The 22617-nt window shown below is 67.2% G+C and carries 27 protein-coding genes; 15 read left to right on the forward strand and 12 right to left on the reverse strand.

What is annotated here, in order from left to right; all coding sequences use genetic code 11:
* Positions 1-6: 6 nt before the first annotated feature.
* Positions 7-519 carry a tetratricopeptide repeat protein gene (locus PRL19_RS13460; protein WP_232303246.1) on the reverse strand — a complete coding sequence of 171 codons (513 nt, stop codon included), beginning with the start codon at positions 517-519 and terminating at the stop codon, positions 7-9.
* Positions 520-649: 130 nt separating this feature from the next.
* Here PRL19_RS13460 and PRL19_RS13465 point away from each other — a divergent pair, with 130 nt between their 5' ends.
* Entirely contained in the window at positions 650-934 is a 285-nt protein-coding gene (locus PRL19_RS13465) for an SCP2 sterol-binding domain-containing protein (RefSeq protein ID WP_042246766.1), read from the forward strand.
* An 8-nt stretch (positions 935-942) separates the two neighbouring features.
* Positions 943-1881, forward strand: coding sequence for an alpha/beta fold hydrolase (locus PRL19_RS13470; RefSeq protein ID WP_252928267.1), 939 nt, complete (start codon positions 943-945; stop codon positions 1879-1881).
* Between the two features lie 37 nt (positions 1882-1918).
* On the opposite strand, the gene PRL19_RS13475 is transcribed toward PRL19_RS13470, so the two are convergent.
* The 6 genes from PRL19_RS13475 to alr form a co-directional block, all read right to left on the reverse strand.
* Positions 1919-2848 (reverse strand): hemolysin family protein, encoded by a 930-nt coding sequence (locus PRL19_RS13475; RefSeq protein ID WP_084693645.1) that lies wholly within the window; start codon positions 2846-2848, stop codon positions 1919-1921.
* Complete coding sequence (ybeY, locus tag PRL19_RS13480; RefSeq protein ID WP_045983969.1) at positions 2845-3342, reverse strand: rRNA maturation RNase YbeY; 498 nt, start codon at positions 3340-3342, stop codon at positions 2845-2847. The genes PRL19_RS13475 and ybeY overlap by 4 nt, the downstream gene beginning before the upstream one ends.
* A complete protein-coding gene (locus tag PRL19_RS13485; protein WP_273743264.1) occupies positions 3335-4411 on the reverse strand; it encodes a PhoH family protein in 1077 nt (358 codons plus the stop codon). The genes ybeY and PRL19_RS13485 overlap by 8 nt, the downstream gene beginning before the upstream one ends.
* A gap of 135 nt (positions 4412-4546) precedes the next feature.
* The gene (locus PRL19_RS13490; protein WP_273743265.1) at positions 4547-5269 is read right to left on the reverse strand and encodes an ABC transporter ATP-binding protein; all 723 of its coding nucleotides are present in this window, start codon (positions 5267-5269) and stop codon (positions 4547-4549) included.
* A complete protein-coding gene (locus PRL19_RS13495) occupies positions 5266-6024 on the reverse strand; it encodes an MlaE family ABC transporter permease (protein ID WP_127898596.1) in 759 nt (252 codons plus the stop codon). The genes PRL19_RS13490 and PRL19_RS13495 overlap by 4 nt, the downstream gene beginning before the upstream one ends.
* Entirely contained in the window at positions 6021-7037 is a 1017-nt protein-coding gene (gene alr / locus PRL19_RS13500; protein WP_273743266.1) for an alanine racemase, read from the reverse strand. The genes PRL19_RS13495 and alr overlap by 4 nt, the downstream gene beginning before the upstream one ends.
* A gap of 170 nt (positions 7038-7207) precedes the next feature.
* On the opposite strand from alr, the gene PRL19_RS13505 reads away from it, so the two are divergent.
* The 7 genes from PRL19_RS13505 (at position 7208) to PRL19_RS13535 (ending at position 12770) form a co-directional block, all read left to right on the forward strand.
* The gene (locus tag PRL19_RS13505; RefSeq protein WP_139599025.1) at positions 7208-8740 is read left to right on the forward strand and encodes an acyl-CoA carboxylase subunit beta; all 1533 of its coding nucleotides are present in this window, start codon (positions 7208-7210) and stop codon (positions 8738-8740) included.
* A gap of 205 nt (positions 8741-8945) precedes the next feature.
* Complete coding sequence (locus PRL19_RS13510; protein WP_157001723.1) at positions 8946-9101, forward strand: hypothetical protein; 156 nt, start codon at positions 8946-8948, stop codon at positions 9099-9101.
* Between the two features lie 87 nt (positions 9102-9188).
* Positions 9189-9602: a hypothetical protein gene (locus tag PRL19_RS13515; RefSeq protein ID WP_045983965.1), complete on the forward strand. Its 414-nt coding sequence runs from the start codon at positions 9189-9191 to the stop codon at positions 9600-9602.
* A 127-nt stretch (positions 9603-9729) separates the two neighbouring features.
* Positions 9730-9972 (forward strand): hypothetical protein, encoded by a 243-nt coding sequence (locus PRL19_RS13520; protein WP_045999109.1) that lies wholly within the window; start codon positions 9730-9732, stop codon positions 9970-9972.
* A gap of 75 nt (positions 9973-10047) precedes the next feature.
* On the forward strand, positions 10048-10260 hold the full coding sequence (locus PRL19_RS13525; protein ID WP_042246739.1) for a hypothetical protein: 213 nt from the start codon (positions 10048-10050) through the stop codon (positions 10258-10260).
* 99 nt (positions 10261-10359) lie between these two features.
* Positions 10360-12405, forward strand: a complete 2046-nt coding sequence (locus tag PRL19_RS13530) for an acetyl-CoA carboxylase biotin carboxylase subunit (RefSeq protein ID WP_273743267.1) — start codon at positions 10360-10362, stop codon at positions 12403-12405.
* Entirely contained in the window at positions 12402-12770 is a 369-nt protein-coding gene (locus tag PRL19_RS13535; protein ID WP_273743268.1) for a hypothetical protein, read from the forward strand. The genes PRL19_RS13530 and PRL19_RS13535 overlap by 4 nt, the downstream gene beginning before the upstream one ends.
* 10 nt (positions 12771-12780) lie before the next feature.
* Here PRL19_RS13535 and PRL19_RS13540 read toward each other — a convergent pair whose 3' ends face one another.
* The gene (locus tag PRL19_RS13540; RefSeq protein ID WP_273743269.1) at positions 12781-13167 is read right to left on the reverse strand and encodes a DUF4174 domain-containing protein; all 387 of its coding nucleotides are present in this window, start codon (positions 13165-13167) and stop codon (positions 12781-12783) included.
* 47 nt (positions 13168-13214) lie between these two features.
* Between PRL19_RS13540 and PRL19_RS13545 the strand changes: the two genes are divergently transcribed.
* Positions 13215-13892 (forward strand): hypothetical protein, encoded by a 678-nt coding sequence (locus PRL19_RS13545; protein ID WP_273743270.1) that lies wholly within the window; start codon positions 13215-13217, stop codon positions 13890-13892.
* Here the strand turns inward: PRL19_RS13545 and PRL19_RS13550 are convergent.
* Together PRL19_RS13550 and PRL19_RS13555 are read right to left on the reverse strand one after the other, a co-directional pair.
* Entirely contained in the window at positions 13858-14049 is a 192-nt protein-coding gene (locus PRL19_RS13550) for a hypothetical protein (protein ID WP_148912262.1), read from the reverse strand. The two genes, PRL19_RS13545 and PRL19_RS13550, sit on opposite strands and share 35 nt — an antisense overlap.
* 93 nt (positions 14050-14142) lie before the next feature.
* On the reverse strand, positions 14143-14730 hold the full coding sequence (locus PRL19_RS13555) for a DUF4174 domain-containing protein (protein WP_273743271.1): 588 nt from the start codon (positions 14728-14730) through the stop codon (positions 14143-14145).
* 57 nt (positions 14731-14787) lie between these two features.
* On the opposite strand from PRL19_RS13555, the gene scpA reads away from it, so the two are divergent.
* The 4 genes from scpA (at position 14788) to PRL19_RS13575 (ending at position 19783) form a co-directional block, all read left to right on the forward strand.
* A complete protein-coding gene (gene scpA, locus PRL19_RS13560; RefSeq protein WP_273743272.1) occupies positions 14788-16920 on the forward strand; it encodes a methylmalonyl-CoA mutase in 2133 nt (710 codons plus the stop codon).
* Positions 16921-17046: 126 nt separating this feature from the next.
* Positions 17047-17871, forward strand: a complete 825-nt coding sequence (locus tag PRL19_RS13565; RefSeq protein ID WP_273743273.1) for a glycosyl transferase — start codon at positions 17047-17049, stop codon at positions 17869-17871.
* Positions 17868-18386 carry a hypothetical protein gene (locus PRL19_RS13570; RefSeq protein ID WP_217846140.1) on the forward strand — a complete coding sequence of 173 codons (519 nt, stop codon included), beginning with the start codon at positions 17868-17870 and terminating at the stop codon, positions 18384-18386. The genes PRL19_RS13565 and PRL19_RS13570 overlap by 4 nt, the downstream gene beginning before the upstream one ends.
* A gap of 107 nt (positions 18387-18493) precedes the next feature.
* Positions 18494-19783 (forward strand): homoserine dehydrogenase, encoded by a 1290-nt coding sequence (locus PRL19_RS13575; RefSeq protein ID WP_127898606.1) that lies wholly within the window; start codon positions 18494-18496, stop codon positions 19781-19783.
* Positions 19784-19866: 83 nt separating this feature from the next.
* Here the strand turns inward: PRL19_RS13575 and PRL19_RS13580 are convergent, their stop codons facing one another.
* On the reverse strand, positions 19867-20799 hold the full coding sequence (locus tag PRL19_RS13580) for a class I fructose-bisphosphate aldolase (protein WP_045999101.1): 933 nt from the start codon (positions 20797-20799) through the stop codon (positions 19867-19869).
* Between the two features lie 204 nt (positions 20800-21003).
* On the opposite strand from PRL19_RS13580, the gene PRL19_RS13585 reads away from it, so the two are divergent.
* Positions 21004-21264, forward strand: a complete 261-nt coding sequence (locus tag PRL19_RS13585) for a hypothetical protein (RefSeq protein ID WP_127898607.1) — start codon at positions 21004-21006, stop codon at positions 21262-21264.
* 28 nt (positions 21265-21292) lie between these two features.
* Here PRL19_RS13585 and PRL19_RS13590 read toward each other — a convergent pair whose 3' ends face one another.
* Positions 21293-22495: a phosphoglycerate kinase gene (locus PRL19_RS13590; RefSeq protein ID WP_273743274.1), complete on the reverse strand. Its 1203-nt coding sequence runs from the start codon at positions 22493-22495 to the stop codon at positions 21293-21295.
* Positions 22496-22617 lie beyond the last annotated feature (122 nt).

The following is a 22617-nucleotide window of genomic DNA, read 5'->3' on the forward strand; positions in this document are numbered from 1 at the left end:
CATGCCTTAGATATCGGTGCCGATGCGCTTGTGTTCCAGACGTGCCTGGCCATCGATGGCTTCCTGCTGGTGGGGATGGATCGCCAGGCTGGCGCGATAGGCCGCCAGGGCGCGGGCGTCGTCGCCCATCTCCTCCAGCATGGCGCCCAGCTGGGTCAGCGCCGCAAAGTGGCGCGGCTCCAACTCCAGCGTGCGGCGCAGGTCGGCCAGCGCGGGCCCGAACTGGCCTGCCGTCGCATAGGCCGCGGCCCGCGTCTGGAAGCCTGCCGCAAAGTCGGGGGCATGGTCGGTCAACGCGGTCAGATGACCGATGGCCGACGGGATGTCCCCCATGTCCAGCGCCGCCTCTCCCCGCTGCAGCAGCAGGTCCATCGCCGGGGATCCGGACCGCGACCATTCACGCAGGATGTCGCTTTCCGCGATGCGCCAGCCCTCGCCCTCGGGCTGGGCCAGGCGCGCGAAGGCGTCGTCCAGCCCCTGGCCCGCGGCCGCGATCGGTACCACGCTTGCAATAACCACGAAAATCGTCAGAACTTTGTGACGCAATGCCGTGACGGCAGAGTGGAAATTCAGGCGGACCGCGTTCATATGTCTGGTGTAGCCCAGGCCGCAGGTCGGGCGCCAGACAAAGCGCACCAGGAGACGTGAAATGAGCGAAGTCGTGACCAAGGCCGTCCAGAAGCTGGGCGAAAAGATCGACAGCTTCGATTCTGTCGCAAAGTTCGTCATCACCGGCGAAGGCGCGATCATGATCGACGAAGACGGCGTGCGCGCCGGCGACGAGGATGCCGAGGTGACCCTGACGGCAAGCCGCGAGACATTCGAAGGCATTCTGAACGGCGACGTGAACCCCGCGACCGCCTTCATGATGGGCAAGCTGAAGATCGACGGCTCGATGGGCGTCGCGATGCAGCTGGGCCAGAAGCTGTCCTAAGCGCCCGCGTGCAGCAGGCACCCTTCCATCAGCTTCCGGACGACCGGTCGCAGCCCGCCCGCGCATTCTGGGCGCAGGCCGGCGATGGGGTCCGCCTGCGCATGGCGCATTGGCCCGCGGATGCGGCACGCGGCAGCGTGCTGCTGTTCCCCGGGCGGACCGAATACGTCGAGAAATACGCCCCCGTCGCCCATCGCCTGATGGCCGAGGGTTACGACGTCCTGTCGATCGACTGGCGTGGTCAGGGCATGTCGGACCGCCTGCAGCCCAATCCCCGCCCCGGCCATATCCGCGATTTCGCGGATTACCAGCACGACGTGGTCGAGATGATCGTGGCGGCGGAACAGCTTGACCTGCCCCGTCCGTGGCATTTGCTGGCGCATTCGATGGGCGGCTGCATCGGGTTGGCCGCGCTGGAGGGCGGCATGGCCGTGCAGAGCGCGGTGTTCTCCGCGCCCATGTGGGGCATCAATCTTCGCCGGATGCAGCAGGGCGTGGCCCTGGGTATCGCCTATCTGGCCGGACGCGTGGGGCGTGGCGGCCTGACGGCACCGGGCAGCGGCGGGGCGGCGACGACCTATCCTCTGGACGAGAGCTTCAACGCCAATCTGCTGACCGGCAACGGTGACGAATGGGCGCGTCTGGTGCGCGAGGCGGTGGCTTGGCCCGACCTGACCATCGGCGGTGCCACCTTCGATTGGGTTGGCAGGGCACTGAACGAATGCGCCCGCCTGTCGCGCATTCCATCGCCCGACATGCCGATGCTGGTGTCTGTCGGCAGCGAGGAAAAGGTCGTGTCGTCGCAGGCCATCCGGGACCGTGCCGCGCGCTGGCCGCAATCGGAGCTGCTGACCATTCCGGGGGCCAAGCACGAAATCCTGATGGAAACGGATGCGCTGCGCGACCTGTTCTACGAGGCGATGCTGGCCCGGTTCGAGGCCAGCTGACGCGACACGGACCGGGGGCCGTACGCCCCCCGACCCATCAGGATTGGGCGCTTTTCCGATCGGACGGCGTGCTGATGCTGGGCATGCGCAGGCGGATCCGCTTCAGGCGACGCGGATCGGCATCCACGACCTCGAACTCGGCGCCCGAGGGATGGGCGATCACCTCTCCGCGCAGCGGCACGCGCCCCGCCAGCATGAAGATCAGACCGCCAAGCGTGTCGATATCCTCGTCCTCGTCGCCGATCAGGCGCAGGCCGGTCTCAGCCTCGACATCGTCCAGCGCGGCACGGGCCTGGATCAGCCACTGGCCGGTCTTCTCATGCACCCACAGGCCGCCCTCGACCTCGTCATGCTCATCCTCGATCTCGCCGATCACCTGTTCGATCAGGTCCTCGATGGTGACCAACCCGTCGACGCCCCCGTATTCGTCGATGACCAGCGCCATGTGGATGCGCTTGGTCTGCATCTGCTGCAGCAGCACCCCGATGGGCATCGAGGGCGGAACGTACAGCAACGGCCGCAGCATCGGGCGCATGGTAAATTTGCCCCCCGCACCGAACCCGTGCTTCAGCGCCAGGTCCTTGAGATGGATCAGGCCAAGCGGGCTGTCCAGCGTGCCGCGAAAGACCGGCATCCGTGAAAACCCGTGCTCACGGAACATCTCGACCAGATCCTCCAGCGACAGGTTCGCGGGGGCGGCCACGATCTCGACCTTGGGGATGGCGACGTCATCGACCCGCATGCGGCGCAGATTGACCAAGCCGGGGGTGCCCACGACATGACGGTCCTGATGATCGTCGTCCGCGCCGCTTTCGGACCCTGTCAGGGCCGACAGCACGCGGCCAAAGAATCCTTTGCCATTACCGGCCTCCTTCTCCTCGGTGGCGCCACCGTCGACGGCGATCGCCGTGACTTCCTCGATGGCCGGCTGAGGAGCGGGCTCGGATAATCGGCTTTCGGAATTCATCGGTCTTTCTCCTGGTAAGGGTCTGGAATGCCGAGCCGGGACAGGATGGCGCGCTCGGTCGCCTCCATCAGTTCGGCATCGGGATCGTTCAGATGGTCGTAACCCAGCAGATGCAGGGTCGCATGGACCAGCAGGTGCTGGACGTGATGGTCGAAGGGCTTGCCCTGATCCTCGGCCTCGGCCGCGCAGGTATCATAGGCGATCGCGATGTCGCCCAGTTCCTCCTCGTCCGGCATCTCGGGCGCCTGACCGGGATCATGCGGCAGATGCTCGACCGACGGCCATGACAGCACGTTCGTGGCCCGGGGCTTGCCGCGGAAGTCGGCATTCAGCGCGGCGATGCGGGCGTCGTCGCAGCCCATGACGACCACCTCCCCGCCCAAGCGGTGGTGGTCCAGCGCGGCAGTGACGGCAAGGGCCGCCAGGTCCTCAAGACCGGCGGCCTGCCATCGGTCATCCTCGATGACGCAGTCGACGGAAATCTCGTCAGGCATCGTTTCTGAATGCGCGGCGGGGAACGTACTGGCCGCGCGGCTCCTCTGTTTCACCGCGGGCAAGGGCGGCGTTGTCCTCGACCTCATACGCCTTGATGATGCGCGCGACAAGCGGGTGGCGCACGACGTCATCGGCGGTGAAATAGCTGAAGCTGATGCCCTTGACGTCCTTCAGGATGCGCTCGGCGTCCATCAGGCCCGACATCATGCCGCGCGGCAGGTCGATCTGGGTGCGGTCGCCGGTGATGACCATCCGCGAGCCTTCACCAAGACGGGTCAGGAACATCTTCATCTGCATGCTGCTGGCGTTCTGCGCCTCGTCCAGCACGACGAAGGCGCGCGACAGGGTGCGCCCGCGCATGAAGGCCAGCGGCGCGATCTCAATGCGCTTCTCCTCCATCAGCTTCTGCATCTGCTTTCCGGGGAGAAAGTCGTTCAGCGCGTCGTAGAGCGGCTGCATGTACGGATCGACCTTCTCCTTCATGTCGCCCGGCAGGAAGCCCAACCGCTCCCCGGCCTCGACGGCGGGGCGCGACAGGATGATCTTGTCGACATGGCCGCCGATCAGCATCGTCACACCCACGGCCACCGCCAGATAGGTCTTGCCGGTGCCCGCAGGCCCGATGCCAAAGGCCAGCTCGTTCTGGAACAGCGACCGGACATACGCTTTCTGCGCATCCGTGCGCGGCTCGACCGACTTCTTGCGGGTTCGCAGTTCGTAGTTGCCCTGCGCGAACATCTCCAGCTGTTCGGCCGGGGTCACGTCGGTGGCGGGTTCGACCCCCATGCGCAATGCGGCCTCGACCTCGTCGGGGCCGACGGGGCGGTGCTGTTCTAGCCGCGCATACAGGCCGCGAAGCAGGTTCGCGGCCTCGGACTGGGCCTCGGGGCCGCCGACCACGGCAATCTGGTTGCCGCGACGCAGGATATGGACGCCAAGTGCCTCCTCGATCCGGGCCAGATGGCGGTCGTTGGGACCGCACAGGTCGATCAACAGCCGGTTGTCGGGGAATTCAAGCAGGGTTTCGGCAGAAGCCGCGGTGACGGGTGGCGTCGGGGTCAGGCCCAAATGTCTCTCCTGGTCAATCTGGTCGGTCCATGGTGGCAAGCCGGTCGGATTCGCACAAGTTCATGTTCGTGGTAAATGGGGCGCAACTGCCCCCGTTTGTGGCAGAACGGCCAAGCCTGTGCAAAAGTTGCATCCTTATCGCGCATGATCATTGACCCCGGCAGACGGGATTCCCAGAAAACCGGACAAGGCGGGCGCGCGGTCCATGTCCGCCACCGGGCCGTCATGCGCGATGCGACCATCCGCCAACAGCGCGACACGGTCGCCGATGATCCGGCAGCTGGCCATGTCATGCGTGATGGTGATCGCGGTGGCCCCTGTTTCGGTCACGATGCCGCGGATCAGCGCATCGATGGCCCGCGCGCGGATCGGGTCCAACCCGGTAGTCGGTTCGTCGAAGAAGATCACCGCCGGGTCGTCGGCAATGGCGCGGGCCAGGCCGACGCGCTTGGCCATGCCGCCCGACAGCTGCGCGGGCATCAGGTCGGCGATGTCCGAAGCCAGCCCCACGCGCGCCAGCTTGTCCAGCGCGATAGCGCGGGCGCGGCGGTCGTCCATCCGCTGGCGCAGGCGGAAGGCGACGTTCTGCCAGACCGACAGGCTGTCGAACAGGGCCGCCCCCTGAAACAGCATCCCGAACCGCGCCATGAAGCGTGCCCGGTCCAGCGGCTGGCCGTTCCACAGCACCTGCCCCGCATCGGGGCGTTCCAGCCCCAGGATGCATTTCAGCAGGACCGACTTGCCGGTGCCGGACTGGCCGATCACGCACAGGCTCTCGCCCGTGGCGACGCTCAGATCGACGCTGTCGAGGACCCGCTTGGCGCCAAAGGATTTGCTAAGGCCGCAGGTCCGAATCATTCGAAGAACAGCCCGGTCAGCGCAAAGTTCGCAGCCAGGATGCCGACGGCGGCGGCGACGACCGCATTGGTCGTGGCCCGTCCGACGCCTGCCGCGCCGCGCCCCGACCGCATGCCGAACCAGCATCCCGACAACGCGATGACCAGTCCGAAGACCGCCCCCTTGATTAGGCCAGAGGTAACGTCCCACGGCTCCAGATATGCCCAGCTGTTCGCGATGTAGCTGGCCGAATTGAACCCAAGCGACGTCGTGCCCACCAGCCAGCCGCCCATGATGCCGATGATGTCGCCCGTGGCCACCAGCACCGGCATGCACAGGATCGCCGCCCACAGCCGGGGCGTGACCAGCCAGCGGACCGGGTCGGTCGACAGAGTCACCAACGCGTCGATCTGTTCGGTGACGCGCATGGTCCCGATCTCGGCGGCGATGCTGCTGGCGACGCGGGCGGCGACCATCAGGCCGCCCAGGACGGGCCCCAGTTCGCGAACCATGCCGATGGCCACGATTGCCGGGACGACGTCGCCGGCCTGAAACCGCTCTCCGCCCGAATGGATCTGCAGGGCCAGCGCCGCTCCGGTGAACAACGCCGTCAGCCCTACGACCGGCAGCGACAGCCAGCCGATCTGCATCACCTGGCGCACGATTGCACGGGGTGTCCCGAACCCCGACAGCCCCCGCATCGCGAACAGCGCCACCGCCCCGATGGTCCGGGTGGCGCGTAGGGCGGGTCGTCCGATCGCCCGGATGGGCGTCACAGATAGGTCCGCTGGTAGCGCAGCCCAAGCGAGGTCAGCACCTCGTATCCGATGGTGCCGGCGATGTCGGCCAGACGGTCGATGGGTTGATGCGCGCAGATCAGGTCAAGCCGGTCTGGCACCGCATCCAGATCGCTGACGTCCACCGTGATCAGGTCCATCGACACGCGCCCGACGACCGGACAGGCCGCATCGCCGGCGAACAGCTGCGCGCCCTTGCCCGACAGCGAACGCAGGATGCCGTCGGCATATCCCGCATCGACGGTGGCGATGCGACAGTCGCGCGGCGCGTGCCAACTGGCGCCATAGCCGACCATCTCTCCCCTCCGCACGTCACGGGTCTGGATCACGCGCAGCGACAGCGTGACGACGCCGCGGGCCTGCGCAAAGGGCAGCCCGCCGTACAGACCCACGCCGGGGCGCACCATGTCGAAGTGATAATCCGGTCCCAGCAGGATGCCCCCGGTCGCGGCCAGCGACCGCGGCACGTTACAGCCATCGGTCATTGCGCGGAACGTGGACAGCTGCGCCGCATTGGCGGGGTGGTCGGGCTCGTCCGCGCAGGCCAGGTGCGACATGATGAAGGCCGGTCCGGCGGCCAGCGCCTCGTCCCGGATGGCGCCCCATTCGACGGCCTCCATGCCAAGGCGGTTCATCCCGGTGTCCAGCTGGATGGCGAAGGGCTGGCCGGGGCGCATGGCGCGATCACGAAAGAACTGTGCAGGACTGTTCAGGACCGGGGTCAGCCCGGTCAGGTCCGCGCCCTCCATGTGCCCCGACAGCACGTTGATGCGCGCGTCCTGCGGCAGCAGCGGCCGGATCGCCCGTCCCTCATGCGCCAGGGCCACGAAGAAATCGCGCACGCCGGCGGCATAGAGGGCCGGGGCGACGCGGTCGGCGCCCAGGCCATAGGCATCGGCCTTGACCACGGCGGCGGCACGGGCGCCGGGGGCCAGTGCGGCCAGTGCCGCGTGATTGGCCACGATGGCCGCGATGTCGATCTGCAATCCCATATGCGTGGCTTGCCCCCCTGCCCGGCCCGCGTCAAGAGGCTGCCGCAGCATGTGTTTGCATATATGCACTTAGCATGAACAGTCGCTTCTGTATTTTGCAAATTCCCCCGAATTGTCTTTGCTGCACCTGCATCGCAGTCTAGCCTGGGACACCGGATCAGGAGGGTGCGATGAAGGACATTCTGCAGCAGCTGGAAGAACGCCGACAGCAGGCCCGGCTTGGCGGCGGCCAGCGGCGCATCGACGCCCAGCACGCCCGCGGCAAGCTGACCGCCCGCGAACGCATCGACCTGCTGCTGGACGAGGACAGCTTCGAGGAGTTCGACATGTTCGTCGCCCATCGCAGCACCGATTTCGGCATGCAGGACGACCGCCCGGCAGGCGACGGGGTGGTGACCGGATGGGGCACCATCAACGGCCGCATGGTCTATGTCTTTTCTCAGGACTTCACCGTATTCGGCGGATCGCTGTCGGAAACCCATGCCCAGAAGATCTGCAAGATCATGGACATGGCGATGCAGAACGGCGCGCCGGTGATCGGGCTGAACGATTCGGGGGGCGCGCGCATCCAGGAGGGCGTGGCCAGCCTTGCGGGTTATGCCGACGTGTTCCAGCGCAACGTGCTGGCATCGGGCGTCGTGCCGCAGATCAGCGTGATCATGGGCCCCTGTGCAGGTGGCGCGGTCTATTCGCCCGCGATGACCGACTTCATCTTCATGGTGCGCGACACGTCCTACATGTTCGTGACCGGGCCCGACGTGGTCAAGACGGTCACGAACGAGGTCGTGACCGCCGAACAGCTGGGCGGTGCGTCCACGCATACCCGGAAATCCTCCGTCGCGGACGGCGCGTTCCAGGACGACGTCGAGGCGCTGTCGGAGATCCGCCGGCTGTTCGACTTCCTGCCGCTGAACAACCGCGAAAAGGCCCCGACCCGGCCCTTCTTCGACGACCCCGCGCGGATCGAGCCCAGCCTGGACACGCTGATCCCCGACAACCCGAACCAGCCCTATGACATGAAGGAGCTGATCGCCAAGGTCGCGGACGAGGGCGATTTTTACGAGATCCAGAAGGATTTCGCGGGCAACATCATCATCGGCTTCATCCGCATCGAGGGACAAACGGTGGGGGTCGTCGCCAACCAGCCGATGGTGCTGGCCGGTTGCCTGGACATCGACAGCTCGCGCAAGGCCGCGCGCTTCGTGCGGTTCTGCGACGCGTTCGAAATCCCGATCCTGACGCTGGTCGACGTTCCGGGCTTTCTGCCGGGGACCGGCCAGGAATATGGCGGCGTCATCAAGCATGGGGCGAAGCTGCTGTTCGCCTATGGCGAGGCGACGGTGCCCAAGGTCACGGTCATCACCCGCAAGGCCTATGGCGGCGCCTATGACGTGATGGCGTCGAAGCATCTGCGCGGCGATTTCAACTATGCCTGGCCCACCGCCGAGATCGCGGTGATGGGCGCCAAGGGCGCGGTCGAGATCCTGTATCGCAGCGAACTGGGCGATGCCGACAAGATCGCCGCCCGCACCAAGGATTACGAGGACCGCTTTGCCAACCCCTTCGTGGCCGCTGAAAAGGGCTTCATCGACGAGGTGATCCAGCCCCGGTCGACGCGTCGCCGGGTGGCCCGCGCCTTTGCCAGCCTGCGCGGCAAGCGGCTGACGAACCCGTGGAAAAAGCACGACAACATTCCGCTGTGACTGACGGGGACGGGCGCGCGATGCACAAGGTCGTGAATGATGCAGCCGGGCCACAGGGGGACGGCGCTTTGGTGCCCGCCTTCCTGCGTCCCTGTCTGATCGCGGCGGGCTTCTCTATCATGCCGCGCAGGCCGGCAGATCAACAAGCCGACCACAACCCGAGCAGCCGGGCGCAACACCGCCCGCCCTACAGGAGCATGTTTCCATGTCGAAAAAGATCATCCTCGGCCTCGTGCTGGTTTCCGCCTTCGCCGCGTGCCAGCGCCAGCAGCCTGCCGACGTCTATGTCCCGACCGCCCCGGCCGCGCCCATGGTCAACCCCGTCACGACCGAGCCTGTCTACAACAGCAAATTCGGCTAAGACGAGACGTCCGACAATTGCGCGCGGGCGGCCAGCCTGCCCGTGCGCAGCGATCCGGCCCGCGCGCCCCAGCACAGGGGCCCTGCCATGCTGAAGCATCGCGGCTTTCCCGGGCGTCTGCCCGGCACCGATTTCCAATTCGTCATCCGGCGCGAGAATCGCAAGAAGGGCGCAACGCCCATCACGCGCCGCGAGCGGTTCAAGGACCGCAGGCCCGCCGACAAGCGCGCCGATGCGGGCTTTCTTTCGGCGCTGATCGCGCATTTCGGCGACGAACCCTTTCCCCGCGGCAATCTTGATGCCGGTCGGCTGTCCTGGCTGATCGGCCGCGAGGTCAAGCCGGTGGGCCAGTTCGACCCTGCCGATTACGACCAATTGCTGCAGGTCGACATGGCCGAGGCGGAGGCCGCCTTCCCCGAGCTGTTCGTCAAGGATGCGCCCCAGGAGTTCGACTGGGACGACCAGGACGGCTGGGACGACGACGAGGCCGACGACGACTGATGCGCAGGTTGATGCTGAACCCCTTGAAGTCACACGCATGTCAGTTTGACGCAGGCATCAGCTATGCGATAACCCCTTACCACCTCCCATCGGCCCCCGACGGGCCCATTACGACAGGTTTCTTATCATGCAGAAATTCTTCTCGCTTCGCGTTGCCGGCCTGGCCCTGGTTGCCGCCGGTCTTTCGGCTTGCGCCCCCGGCTATCAGGGCGGCGGCATCTCGCCCGACGCGCAGCGCGCCGCAGGCGGTGCCGTTGCCGGTGCCGTCATCGCGAAGGCCCTGGACGAAGACCTGGCAACCGGCGCCGCGATCGGTGCCGTCGGCGGCGCGCTGTGCGACGACGCCGGTGTCTGCCAGCGTCGCTACTGATCGCTGCGGCAACCTCTCACCCTATCGGCAGCCCGCGCCCGGCGCGGCTGCCGCCCAACCCACGGGATCTTCACCATGTCCAAATTCCTTGCCATCGCTGCCCTGGTCGGCACCACGGCCATCGCCGGCTGCACCCAAGGCATCAACCCGACCGACACTGACCGCGCGCTCATCGGCGCCGGCGTCGGCGCGACCGTCGCATCGGTCGGCGGCACCAACGTCGTCAAGGGCGCGGCCATCGGCGGCGCCGCTGGCGCGCTGTGCAACGACTTCCGTCTGTGCCAGTGACCTGCTGATCGGCGCGCCCGTCGCGCCGACCGTCTGCAAAGCCGTCCGAAGCCCTGCGCTTCGGACGGCTTTTTCACGTTCCGTCCTGGGGGGGAGCCCATGTTCAAGAAGATCCTGATCGCCAACCGGGGCGAGATCGCCTGCCGTGTCATCAAGACCGCCCGCAAGATGGGCATCGCCACCGTCGCCGTCTACTCCGACGCCGACCGCAATGCGCTGCATGTGCGCATGGCGGACGAGGCCGTCCATATCGGCCCGGCCCCCGCCAACCAGTCCTATATCGTGATCGACAAGATCATGGACGCGATCCGCCGGACCGGCGCCGAGGCCGTCCATCCCGGATACGGCTTCCTGTCCGAGAACATGAAGTTCGCAGAGGCGCTGGAGGCCGAGGGCGTCGTCTTCATCGGCCCCCCGTCCGGCGCGATCGAGCAGATGGGCGACAAGATCACCTCCAAGAAGCTGGCGCAGGCCGCGGGGGTCAGCACGGTTCCGGGTCACATGGGCCTGATCGCGGACGCGGACGAGGCCGCGGCCATCAGTGCCCAGATCGGCTATCCGGTGATGATCAAGGCCAGCGCGGGCGGCGGCGGCAAGGGCATGCGCATCGCCTGGTCCGACGAGGAGGCGCGCGAGGGTTTCCAGTCCTCCAGGAACGAGGCCGCCAACAGCTTTGGCGACGACCGGATCTTCATCGAGAAATTCGTGACGCAGCCGCGCCACATCGAGATCCAGGTCCTGGCCGATCAGCACGGCAACGCGGTCTATCTGCACGAGCGCGAATGCTCGATCCAGCGCCGCAACCAGAAGGTCATCGAGGAGGCGCCGTCGCCCTTCCTGGACGAGGCCACCCGCGCCGCGATGGGTCAGCAGGCCGTGGCCCTGGCCAGGGCCGTCGGATACACCAGCGCGGGCACGGTCGAATTCATCGTCGACGGAAGCCGCAACTTCTATTTCCTGGAGATGAACACCCGCCTGCAGGTGGAACACCCTGTGACCGAGCTGATCACCGGCGTCGACCTGGTCGAGCAGATGATCCGCGTCGCGGCCGGAGAGCCGCTGCCCTTCGCGCAGTCCGACCTGACGATCACCGGGTGGGCGATGGAGAGCCGGCTGTACGCCGAGGACCCCTATCGCGGTTTCTTGCCCTCCATCGGACGTCTGACCCGTTACCGCCCACCGGTCGAGGTGGCGGCGGGGCCGATGCTGACCGGGGGCAAGTGGCTTGCCCATGGCGCGCCGACGGGTCCGGCCGCGGTCAGGAACGACACCGGCGTCTATGAGGGCGGCGAAATCAGCATGTTCTATGACCCGATGATCGCCAAGCTGTGCACCTGGGCACCGACCCGCGGTGAGGCGATCGAGGCGATGCGTACCGCGCTGGACGCCTTCGAGGTCGAAGGGATCGGGCACAACCTGCCCTTCCTGTCGGCGGTGATGGATCACCCGAAATTCGTCGCGGGCGACATCACCACGGCCTTCATCGCCGAGGAGTATCCAGACGGGTTCCACGGCGCGGCCCTTCCCGAGGACGAGATGCTCCGCATTGCCGCCGCCGCCGCCGCCATGCACCGCGTGGCCGAGATCCGGCGCACCCGTATCAGCGGCCGCCTGAACAACCACGAACGCCATGTGGGCGACGATTGGGTGGTGTTCGCGGACAAGCATGACTGGCCCGTCCGCATCACCGCCAATACCCATGGTGCCGACGTCGCCATCGCGGGGCGCACGATCCGGGTCGAGGGCGATTGGCGCCCCGGCCAGTCGCTGGCGCGGCTGGAGGTAAACGGACGCCCCCTGGTGCTGAAGGTGGACAAGATCGCCGCCGGGCTGCGCCTGCGTGCGCGCGGGGCTGACCTGCGCGTGCATGTGCGTCGGCCCCGTGCGGCGGAGCTGGCACGGCTGATGCCCGAAAAGCTTCCGCCCGACACGTCCAAGTTCCTGCTGTGCCCGATGCCCGGCCTGATCGTGATGATCAATGTCGCCCAGGGGGACGAGGTCCAGGAGGGTCAGGCGCTGGCCACCGTCGAGGCCATGAAGATGGAGAACATCCTGCGCGCCGAACGCCGGGGCATCGTGAAATCCGTCAATGCCGCGCCGGGCGAAAGCCTGAAGGTCGACGACGTGATCATGGAGTTCGAATGATCCCCGCTCTGCCCGCCTATCTGCTGTCGGCCGGACTTGGGCTGGCGGGCGCGGCGGGCGTCCTGTCGGCGGTGGCGGCGCAGACCGCGCCCTTGCTCGGCACGCAGGTGCCACTGGCCTACCTGCTGCCGCCGATTGTCGGGCTGGCGCTGTTCCAGCTGGTTTTCGGGGTTTTCACCGGACGCTGGCGCGGGTGGCGGTTCTGGGCGGCGGCCATCCCGCTGTCGGCGGTCATCTGGGGCGCGGCATTGATGGCACTGCTGGGCGGTCATGCGTCGTGGCAGGCTGCGCTTGCCGTGGCGGCTGTCGGTCATGTCGCCGCAGGTCTGGCGGCGCTGTCGCTGACACGGGGGCGCGTGGCATGAGGCGCGGGGGCTATCGCATCTCCTGCTGGCGCATCGGCATGCTGTCGATCAGGGACAGGATGTCCTCTGCCGCGACGGGTGTGGCCGAGCTCATCTTGACCCCGCCATCCTTGCCGATCAGCAGAACCTGGAACCCCTGCCCGTCGCGCAGCGCGTCTGCACCGGGTCCGTCGGTCAGGATGACCACCTCGCGTTCTGCCAACTGTTCCGCGTGTGCCTGCAGGTCGGCGATCTGCCGTGCGACCTGCGCCTCGGGTCCAAGGACAACGACAGGGCGCGCCTGCCAACGCAGTGCGGCAAGCGTGTCCGCCTGCAGCGGCGCGGGACCGCGGGCGGTGTCGGCGGGTGCCATGGCAGGCCACAGGGCCAGGACGGTAGACAGGCAGAATCGGTGCATGGTCGCTCCTTCCGAAACAGGACGCGCATGGCGCGGGACGGGTTCCCATGGCGCCGCTTGACCAATGGCTCAGCCCGCAGCTGCAGCAGGCGGTCGTCACTGGCCTTTTCGTGGCCATCGGTTGGATCGTCGTCGCGTCCCAGACCCGCCGCCGCGACGCCACGCTGCGCCGCGCGCGCGAGACCGACCTACAGCGCGCCCTGCTGGCAGAGATCCGGGCGCATGTCTTTGCCCTGGAGCAGCAGGTGCCGTCGCCGCAGGATGCGGCCTTGCTGGTGTCGCGCATCGAGTCGGGAGATTTCGTGCCGACCCTGCCGCAGCAGGCCAACGACCGCATCTTTGCAGCCGTGATTTCCGACATACACATCCTGCCCGCGCCGGTCATCGACCCGATCGTGCTCTACTATCGGCTGCTGTCGATCATGGGCGCGCTGGCCACCGACCTGCGCCAGATCGCGCGCAGCGACGGCAAGCGGGCGGCGCAGATGATGGCCGATTATCTGGAGCTGATGGAAGAAACCCGCGATACCGGCCTGCAGGCGATGCGGGTGCTGACCGAATGCCTGCGCGGCGGTGCCGACGCGGTCGAGGCGATGCTGGACGAGGACGAGGCGCAGGCCGCGGCACAGATCGGTGCGCGCCTGCCGCAGGAACTGGCGCAGATGCGCGAGCGTCTGTGGGCGACCGAGGTCAGTAGCCGATCTTTGGACCCGAGAGGCCGGTGATGGGACGCAATCCGATGGCACGCACGATTTCGTTCGCACGACTGACGGCGGTCGGTTTCGGCTTGGCTTCGCTGCGCAGCACGGGTGCGTCGGGTCGGGCGGGCGCCTTGGGCGCGCGCGGTTGCGACAGGCTGCGGTCGGAACGCGAATTGGCCATGATCAACCCTCCTGCTGATCCGGCAACCGTGCCGGATACCGGTCATGATATAGGGAACGCGCCGCAAATCCACAAGTTTCGCGGCCCTGCGCCTTATCGCATCACGCTGCCGCGCCCGATCTCCTGCCGGCGCAGGGGCAGACGGTCGATGGCACGGCCGATCTCTCGGGCATCCCATGGGACGGGGCGGCGGATCTTGACCTGTCCATCCTTGTCGATCAGCACCAGCGAGAACCCCTGCGGGCGCAGCTGCTGTCGCCACGCGCTGTTGGCCGACGGGTCGCTGTCGAGAACAAGCACCACGTCGCGCGACACCAGCGCCCGACCGTCACGGCGCAGCGATGCCACCTGGTCGACAAAGGCCGGGTCGTCCGCCGTGTCGGCAAAGATCACCACGGGGCGCGCCGTCCACAGGAACTGGTCCGGGTTGACCGTCGCGGCGTCCAGCACCTGCGGAGAGCCGTCGTCCAGGGGGGACGCGTCCGGCAACGGGTCGGGCTCGACGCGCTGCGCGACTGGGGGCAGACGGGCGGGGTTGCGTTGCGGCACCGTGTCGCGCGGCCGCGTCGTGGCCGCCGCCCCGTCTGGTGTCCGGACGGCGGCGCCATCCGGCGGGGGGGCGTCGCGCGCGGGGCCCATCGCCGCAAGCGCCATCACGAATATCATAAATTTCAACTTCATCGGCACCTCGTCATGTCTTGAATATAGGGCAGGACCGTCGGCAGGAAAGGATGGATCATGACAAAACCCACGCTGGAGGACTGGCGCAAGCTGGCACAGGGCGAACTGAAGGGGCGCGACCCCGACAGCCTGACCTGGGACACGCTGGAGGGGATCGCCGTCAAGCCGGTCTATACCCGCGACGACCTGGAGGGGATGGACCACCTGGACGGCCTGCCCGGCATCGCGCCGTTCACCCGCGGCCCGCGCGCCACGATGTATGCGGGCCGCCCCTGGACCATCCGGCAATATGCTGGATTTTCCACGGCCGAGGAATCGAACGCCTTCTATCGCCGCGCGCTTGCCGCGGGGCAGCAGGGGGTGTCGGTGGCCTTCGATCTGGCCACCCACAGGGGCTATGACAGCGACCATCCGCGGGTCGAGGGCGATGTGGGCAAGGCCGGCGTCGCCATCGATTCGGTCGAGGACATGAAGATCCTGTTCGACGGCATCCCGTTGGACCGCGTTTCGGTGTCGATGACCATGAACGGCGCGGTCATCCCGATCCTCGCGAACTTCATCGTCACCGGAGAGGAGCAGGGCCATTCCCGTGCCGTGCTGTCCGGGACCATCCAGAACGACATCCTCAAGGAGTTCATGGTCCGCAACACCTATATCTATCCGCCCGAACCCAGCATGCGGATCATCGCGGACATCATCGAATACACCTCATCAGAGATGCCCAAGTTCAACTCGATCTCGATCTCGGGCTATCACATGCAGGAGGCGGGGGCGAACCTGGTCCAGGAGCTTGCCTATACGCTGGCCGACGGGCGCGAATATGTGCGCGCGGCCATCGCGGCGGGGATGGATGTCGATGCCTTTGCGGGGCGGCTGTCGTTCTTCTTTGCCATCGGCATGAACTTCTTCATGGAGATCGCCAAGCTGCGCGCGGCGCGCCTGCTGTGGCACCGGATCATGTCCGAGTTCCAGCCCAAGAAGCAGGCCAGCCTGATGCTGCGCACGCATTGCCAGACGTCCGGCGTGTCCCTGCAGGAGCAGGACCCCTACAACAACGTCATCCGCACCGCCTATGAGGCGATGTCGGCGGCGCTTGGAGGCACACAGTCGCTGCACACGAACGCGCTGGACGAGGCGATCGCCCTGCCCACCGATTTCAGCGCCCGCATCGCGCGGAACACCCAGCTGATCCTGCAGGAGGAGACGGGCATCACCCATGTCGTCGATCCACTGGCGGGCAGCTATTACATCGAGAGCCTGACGGCGGAACTGGCGGAAAAGGCCTGGGCGCTGATCGAGGAGGTCGAGGAGATGGGCGGCATGACCAAGGCCGTGGCCAGCGGCATGCCCAAGCTGCGCATCGAGGAGACGGCGGCCCGGCGTCAGGCCCTGATCGACCGGGGCGAGGACGTGATCGTCGGCGTCAACAAGTACCGCAAGGAGGCCGAGGATCCGATCGACATCCTGGACATCGACAACGTCGCCGTCCGGGACAGCCAGATCGCCCGCCTGACCCGCATCCGCGCCACGCGGGACGAGGGCCGCGTCACCGGGACGCTGGCCGAACTGACCCGCCGCGCCCGGGAGGGCGGCAACCTGCTGGAAGCCGCCGTCGAGGCCGCCCGCGCCCGCGCCACCGTCGGAGAGATCAGCATGGCCATGGAAGACGAATTCGGACGCCACCGCGCCGAGGTGCGCACCCTGGCCGGCGTCTATGGCGCGGCCTATGAGGGGGACGAGGGCTTTGCCCAGATCCAGCGCGACGTCGAGGCATTCGCCGTGGAGGAAGGCCGCCGCCCGCGCATGCTGGTCGTCAAGATGGGCCAGGACGGTCACGACCGTGGCGCCAAGGTGATCGCCACGGCCTTTGCCGATATCGGCTTCGACGTGGACGTGGGACCGCTGTTCCAGACGCCCGAAGAGGCCGCCCAGGACGCCATCGACAACGACGTCCACGTGATCGGGATCAGCAGCCAGGCCGCCGGCCACAAGACGCTGGCACCCAAGCTGATCCAGGCCCTGAAGGATGCGGGCGCCGGCGATATCCTGGTCATCTGCGGCGGCGTGATCCCTCAGCAGGATTACGACTTCCTGCGCCGTGCGGGGGTCAAGGCGATCTTTGGCCCCGGCACGAACATCCCATCCGCGGCCGCTGACATCCTGCGGCTGATCCGAGAGACGCGACCCTGAGATTTGCATCCCGCGACGGCGGGGGGCCAGCCCCCCGCACCCCCCGTGGCCTGCGCGGAACCGTGAGGTCTGCTTGCCTCGCGGTGCGCGCTGTGAAACCCTGCACCCAAAGCGAATGGGTGAGACATGGACGACGGGCGCAACGGATCGGTCAAGCAGATCATCTGCATCAAGTGGGGTGCCAAGTTCGGTCCCGAATATGTCAACCGCCTTCATGCGATGATCGCCCGCAACATCACGCCGCCTTTCCGGCTGTTCTGTTTCACCGATGACGGGACCGGTCTGCATCCGGATGTCGCTGTGCGCCCGCTGCCCGATTTCGCCTATCAGGCCCCGGTCAACACCCGCGGCAAGTGGCCCAAGTCGCGGCTGTGGGGGGATCTGGGCGACGTCACGGGGGTGGTGCTGTTCCTGGACCTGGACGTGATCGTCACCGGCAGCCTTGACGCGTTCTTCGAACATGGCGATCCGGACGACACGATCCTGGGCCTGAACCCCAACACGCCGTTCGAGAAGATGGGCCAGACCTCGGTCTATCGGATGCGGGTCGGCAATCTGGCGCCGCTGCAGAAGATCTTTGCCGCCGACCCACAAGCCGCCGCTGACAAGTACAAGTACGAACAGCGCTTTGTCACCCGCAATGCCCCGGGCGGGGTCAAGTTCTGGCCGCGCGGGTGGCTGGCCCATTTCCGCTTTCACTGCGTGCCGACATTCCCGCTGAACTATCTGCGCGATCCCAAGATTCCGCGCGGGACGCGCATCGTGATGTTCCCCGGCAGCCTGAACCCGCCCGATGCGATTTTGGGCCGATGGGACGAGGCCGACGAGGCCCGCGCCCCGTTGGACCACCTGCGCGCGGCCCTCACCGGCCAGCGGCGCGAGGGTTTCCTGAAGCATCTGCGCCACTATGTCCGGCCGACCCCGTGGGTGGCGCAGCTTTGGCGTGAATGATGCCCCTGCCCCGCGCGCCCGATCGTCTGCCCGATGAGATGGCCGCGGCATTGGGCCATGCCGTCGCGGCCTTCGGCTTTCTTGAGGAGGCGCTGAAGCGCGCGATCTTTTCGCTGACCCGCAAGGGTCTGGGCCAGGATGCGCAGGACCACGCCCTGGAGGCCTGGCTGCGCCGCATGGAGGAGATCGCCGACGACACCCTGGGCACGCTGATCGACAGCTTTCTGGCCGCCGCCCGCCGCAGCGAGGGGGTCGAGCTGGGTGCGCTGCCACCGACGCTGACCGACCTGCGGCGGATGCGCAACCTGCTGTGCCATGCGTCTTGGCGGCCGGGGGCACGGCCCGGCATGTGGCACCCGACCTTCATCAACACCCGCGGGGAACGCCATCCTCATGACATGGGGGCAGAAGACGTCCTGCAGGTCCGCGACCGGACCCTGCAGGCGGCGCGCCAGGTCGTGTCGGTGATGCGGCGGACCGGGATCGATGGGGAATGGGCGGGCGCCGACCCGTGATCGGTTCGTCGGCACGCATGCCACAGGACCGCGCCGCGACCGCATCGCGCGTTGCAACACGCGGCCCGGCGCGCTAACACCCGCAAAATCAAGGATGAGAGGCACTCATGTCGTCCCCCCTCCGCCTCGGCATCGCCGGGCTTGGCACCGTCGGGATCGGTGTCGTCAAGATCGTTCAGAAACACGCCGACCTGCTGGCGATGCGGTCGGGTCGCCCGGTGGCGATCACCGCCGTCAGCGCACGCGACCGCATGAAGAACCGCGACGCGGACCTGTCGTCCTATCGGTGGGAGGCGGACCCGATGGCGGTCGCCACCGCCGATGACGTCGATGTCTTCATCGAACTGGTCGGCGGGGATGCGGGCGTCGCGCGCGACAGCATCGAGGCCGCGCTGCGGTCCGGCAAGGATGTCGTGACCGCGAACAAGGCGCTGCTGGCCATGCACGGTCAGCACCTGGCCAAGCTGGCCGAGGATTTGGGCCGCGTGATCCGGTTCGAAGCCGCCGTCGCGGGCGGCATCCCGGTGATCAAGTCGATGACCGAGAGCATGGCCGGCAACCGCATCACCCGCGTGATGGGCGTGATGAACGGCACCTGCAACTACATCCTGACCCGAATGGAGAGCGCGGGCCTGCCCTATGACGCCGTCTTCGAAGAGGCCCGCCAGCTTGGCTATCTGGAGGCCGACCCGACGCTGGACGTGGGCGGCATCGATGCGGGCCACAAGCTGGCGATCCTGTCGTCGATCGCCTTTGGCACCCAGGTCAACTTCGACGCGGTCGAGATCGAAGGCATCGAACGCGTCAGTATCGACGACATCCACCGGGCCCGCGACATGGGCTACCGGATCAAGCTGCTGGGCGTCGCGCAGATGACCGCCCGCGGGCTTGAACAGCGGATGTCGCCCTGCCTGGTGCCCGCCGACAGCCCCCTGGGGCAGCTGGTGGGCGGCACCAACATGGTCGTGATCGAGGGCGACAGCGTGGGCCAGATCGTCCTGCGCGGCGCAGGCGCGGGCGAAGGCCCGACCGCCAGCGCGGTCATGTCTGACATCGTCGAGATCGCGCGCGGTGTCCGCATGCCGGTCTTCGGACAGCCTGCCGGATCGCTGACCGCGGCTCAGCCCGCCCGCACGGCCGTGCCTGCAGCCTATTACATCCGTCTGGAGTTGCAGGACAAACCCGGTGCCTTGGCCAAGGTCGCTACGGTCCTGGGCGATGCCGGCATCTCGATCGACCGGATGCGCCAGTACGGCCAGCACAGCCCGGCCAGCGTCCCGGTCCTGGTCGTGACCCACAAGACCACGCCCGAAGCCATCGACTACGCCATCGAGGCCCTGCCCCGCACCGGAGTCCTGGTCAGCGACCCGGTCGAGCTGCGCATCGAGGAAGTATGAAAAAAGGGGGCCACCGGCCCCCGTCCCGCGCCGCAAGGCGCTGATCGCGTCGCGCCCCCGTTTCCGGGGGCGCGTCCGTTTGGTCAGGCGTCCTTGCCCAGATAGATGTCGACCAGCTTGCCCAGCATCGCCAGCGCATCCTCGCGCGACCGCTGAAAGCTGTTGCGCCCGATGATCGAGCCGTTGCCGCCGCCGTCGCGGATCGCGCGCGCGTCGTCATAGACCGCATCGGTTCCCTTGGCCGCCCCGCCCGAGAACACCACGATGCGGCGTCCGCCAAAGCTGGCCTGCATGCAATGCTCGACGCGTTTGGCCTGGCTGGACACGTCGATCGCCTTCTCCTCGTAGACCTTCTTGGCCTCGGGCAGCATCAGGTGGTCGGTCGACAGCTTGATCTTGATGATATGCGCGCCGATCAGCGCCGCGATCTGGGCGGCATAGGCGGCCACGTCGATCGCGGTCTCGCCGTCCTTGGTGATCGCCTCGCCGCGCGGATAGGACCAGATGACGGTCGCCACGCCCTTGGCGGCGGCTTCCTTGCGCATGGCCACGATCTCCTCGAACATGTCCAGCGCCATGTCCGACCCCGGATAGATCGTGAAGCCGATCGCCGCGCAGCCCAGCCGCAGCGCGTCATCCACCGATGCGGTGATCGCCTGGTTCTTGCCCGCCGTGCCCGACATCAGGCTGTTGGCGCTGTTCACCTTCAGGATGGTGGGGATCTGGCCTGCAAAGGTGTCCGCGCCCGCCTCGATCATGCCCAGCGGCGCGGCATAGGCGTTCAGCCCCGCATCGATCGCCAGCTGATAATGGTAATGCGGGTCATAGCCGGCCGGGTTCGGCGCAAAGGACCGTGCGGGACCATGCTCGAACCCCTGGTCCACGGGCAGGATGATCATCTTGCCGGTGCCGGCCAGCTTTCCGGTCATCATCATGCGGGCCAGCTGCGCCTTCACGCCCGGCGTCTCGCCCTCGTAATTGGCCAGGATGCGGCGCACCGTGTCGGTCATCTGCATGGGTCTCTCCTATCATTGTCGGGTGCTGGATAGCATGCGCCGGACCCGCGGCAATGCTGGTTACGCTAACAAATTCAGGCAGATGCGGTTTTCCGCCGCGTCGCGGCGCGGGCGATCCCTAAAAGCTTAATCACAGATGAATCGATTTTCTGACGAATTGTCCGCATCCTGCATGGCAGGGACAGACCCCGACAGGAGGATGCCATGTTCATGACCACGACCCTGGCGCATTATCAGCTGCCGATCTTCGGCATCGGGTCCAGCGCGCTGGAAACCCGCATCGGCGCGGACCAGCGGACGGTCTGGATGCGCCCCATCACGGCGGGTGCCAGCCAGACCGAACTGCTGCCCGCGTCCACGGTGCAATCGGCGGAACGCGTCACCCCGCCGATGGCCTATGCCCAGTGGCTCAAGATGCTTTGGGCCTATGAAGACGGCGCCAAGGCCGCTCAGACCGGAGGCTAGGGCGCGCCGCCACCGGCGCGCCGTTCGCTCAGCGCTTGGCGGCTTCCAGTGCTGCGACGCCCGGCAGGGTCTTGCCCTCCATCCACTCCAGGAACGCACCTCCGGCGGTCGAGATGAAGGTGAACTCCTCCGCCGCACCCGCCTTGTTCAGCGCCGCGACGGTGTCGCCCCCACCCGCGACCGACACGAGCTGTCCCTGCGCGGTCAGTTCGGCCGCGGCGCGCGCGGCGGCGTTGGTGGCCGCGTCGAAGGGCTCGATCTCGAAGGCGCCCAGCGGGCCGTTCCAGATCAGCGTCTTGCAGGCGGTCATCGCCTGACGCAATGCCTCGACCGTCTCGGGGCCGGCATCCAGGATCATCGCATCGGCCGGGCACTGATCGACGGGCAGCGTCTCGGATGCCGCGCCCGCCTTGAACTCGCGTGCCACGACGATGTCCACCGGCAGGTGGATCTTGCAGCCGGTGGCATCGGCCTTTTCCAGGATGGCACGGGCGGTATCGGCCATGTCGCGCTCGGCCAGCGACTTGCCGACCTCGACGCCCTTGGCCACCAGGAAGGTGTTGGCCATGCCTCCGCCGATCACCAGATGGTCGACCTTCTCGACCAGGTTCGTCAGCAGGTCCAGCTTGGTCGAGACCTTGGCACCACCCACGACCGCCATCACCGGCCGTTGCGGATCGCCCAGCGCCGCGTCCAGCGCCTTCAGCTCTGCCTCCATCAGGCGACCTGCACCCGCATACATCAGCCGCGCCAGCCCCTCGGTCGAGGCATGGGCGCGATGGGCCGCCGAGAAGGCATCGTTCACATAGGCACCACCCAGCGCCGCCAGCGATGCGGCGAAGGTGCCGTCGTTCTGTTCCTCGCCTGCGTGAAAGCGGGTGTTCTCCATCAGGGCCACCTGCCCCGGCTGCAGCGCCGCGACGACGCGCTTGGCGGGACCGCCGATGCAGTCGTCGGCGAAGACGACCGGCTGGCCCAGCGCCGCCTCCAGCGCTGGAACGATCTGGCGCAGACTCATGCCCTCGACGCGCTGTCCCTTGGGGCGGTCGAAATGTGCCAGCAGCACGGGGATGCCGCCCTTGGCCTGGATGTCCTTGACCGTCGGTACGATCTTGTCGATGCGGGTGGTGTCGGTGACCTGGCCGTCCTCGACGGGGACGTTCACGTCGACCCGGGTCAGCACGACCTTTCCGTCAAGATCCATGTCGTCGATGGTGTTGAACTTTGCCATGTCGCATCCTTCAGGGTCCAAGAGTTGGCGAACTTGTCCCGCATGGCAGGCGCGGCGTCAACCGCGCCCGGTGGATGCGCGCGCCCCTGCCGGTCGGACCCCATAACGGTTTCGCGCGTTGC

The sequence above is a fragment of the Paracoccus marcusii genome (assembly GCF_028621715.1).
GTDB classification, from domain to species: Bacteria; Pseudomonadota; Alphaproteobacteria; order Rhodobacterales; family Rhodobacteraceae; genus Paracoccus; species Paracoccus marcusii.

What these genes read in the sequence shown, in the direction of transcription:
- ybeY (WP_045983969.1), bottom strand. Translation starts at nt 3,342, where the DNA reads ATGCCTGACGAGATTTCCGTCGACTGCGTCATCGAGGATGACCGATGG.
- PRL19_RS13530 (WP_273743267.1), top strand. Translation starts at nt 10,360, where the DNA reads ATGTTCAAGAAGATCCTGATCGCCAACCGGGGCGAGATCGCCTGCCGT.
- PRL19_RS13555 (WP_273743271.1), bottom strand. Translation starts at nt 14,730, where the DNA reads ATGAAGTTGAAATTTATGATATTCGTGATGGCGCTTGCGGCGATGGGC.
- PRL19_RS13580 (WP_045999101.1), bottom strand. Translation starts at nt 20,799, where the DNA reads ATGCAGATGACCGACACGGTGCGCCGCATCCTGGCCAATTACGAGGGC.
- PRL19_RS13525 (WP_042246739.1), top strand. Translation starts at nt 10,048, where the DNA reads ATGTCCAAATTCCTTGCCATCGCTGCCCTGGTCGGCACCACGGCCATC.
- alr (WP_273743266.1), bottom strand. Translation starts at nt 7,037, where the DNA reads ATGGGATTGCAGATCGACATCGCGGCCATCGTGGCCAATCACGCGGCA.
- PRL19_RS13505 (WP_139599025.1), top strand. Translation starts at nt 7,208, where the DNA reads ATGAAGGACATTCTGCAGCAGCTGGAAGAACGCCGACAGCAGGCCCGG.
- PRL19_RS13550 (WP_148912262.1), bottom strand. Translation starts at nt 14,049, where the DNA reads ATGGCCAATTCGCGTTCCGACCGCAGCCTGTCGCAACCGCGCGCGCCC.
- PRL19_RS13575 (WP_127898606.1), top strand. Translation starts at nt 18,494, where the DNA reads ATGTCGTCCCCCCTCCGCCTCGGCATCGCCGGGCTTGGCACCGTCGGG.
- PRL19_RS13520 (WP_045999109.1), top strand. Translation starts at nt 9,730, where the DNA reads ATGCAGAAATTCTTCTCGCTTCGCGTTGCCGGCCTGGCCCTGGTTGCC.
- PRL19_RS13475 (WP_084693645.1), bottom strand. Translation starts at nt 2,848, where the DNA reads ATGAATTCCGAAAGCCGATTATCCGAGCCCGCTCCTCAGCCGGCCATC.
- PRL19_RS13565 (WP_273743273.1), top strand. Translation starts at nt 17,047, where the DNA reads ATGGACGACGGGCGCAACGGATCGGTCAAGCAGATCATCTGCATCAAG.
- PRL19_RS13515 (WP_045983965.1), top strand. Translation starts at nt 9,189, where the DNA reads ATGCTGAAGCATCGCGGCTTTCCCGGGCGTCTGCCCGGCACCGATTTC.
- PRL19_RS13585 (WP_127898607.1), top strand. Translation starts at nt 21,004, where the DNA reads ATGTTCATGACCACGACCCTGGCGCATTATCAGCTGCCGATCTTCGGC.
- PRL19_RS13465 (WP_042246766.1), top strand. Translation starts at nt 650, where the DNA reads ATGAGCGAAGTCGTGACCAAGGCCGTCCAGAAGCTGGGCGAAAAGATC.
- scpA (WP_273743272.1), top strand. Translation starts at nt 14,788, where the DNA reads ATGACAAAACCCACGCTGGAGGACTGGCGCAAGCTGGCACAGGGCGAA.
- PRL19_RS13570 (WP_217846140.1), top strand. Translation starts at nt 17,868, where the DNA reads ATGATGCCCCTGCCCCGCGCGCCCGATCGTCTGCCCGATGAGATGGCC.
- PRL19_RS13535 (WP_273743268.1), top strand. Translation starts at nt 12,402, where the DNA reads ATGATCCCCGCTCTGCCCGCCTATCTGCTGTCGGCCGGACTTGGGCTG.
- PRL19_RS13545 (WP_273743270.1), top strand. Translation starts at nt 13,215, where the DNA reads ATGGCGCCGCTTGACCAATGGCTCAGCCCGCAGCTGCAGCAGGCGGTC.
- PRL19_RS13540 (WP_273743269.1), bottom strand. Translation starts at nt 13,167, where the DNA reads ATGCACCGATTCTGCCTGTCTACCGTCCTGGCCCTGTGGCCTGCCATG.
- PRL19_RS13490 (WP_273743265.1), bottom strand. Translation starts at nt 5,269, where the DNA reads ATGATTCGGACCTGCGGCCTTAGCAAATCCTTTGGCGCCAAGCGGGTC.
- PRL19_RS13510 (WP_157001723.1), top strand. Translation starts at nt 8,946, where the DNA reads ATGTCGAAAAAGATCATCCTCGGCCTCGTGCTGGTTTCCGCCTTCGCC.
- PRL19_RS13590 (WP_273743274.1), bottom strand. Translation starts at nt 22,495, where the DNA reads ATGGCAAAGTTCAACACCATCGACGACATGGATCTTGACGGAAAGGTC.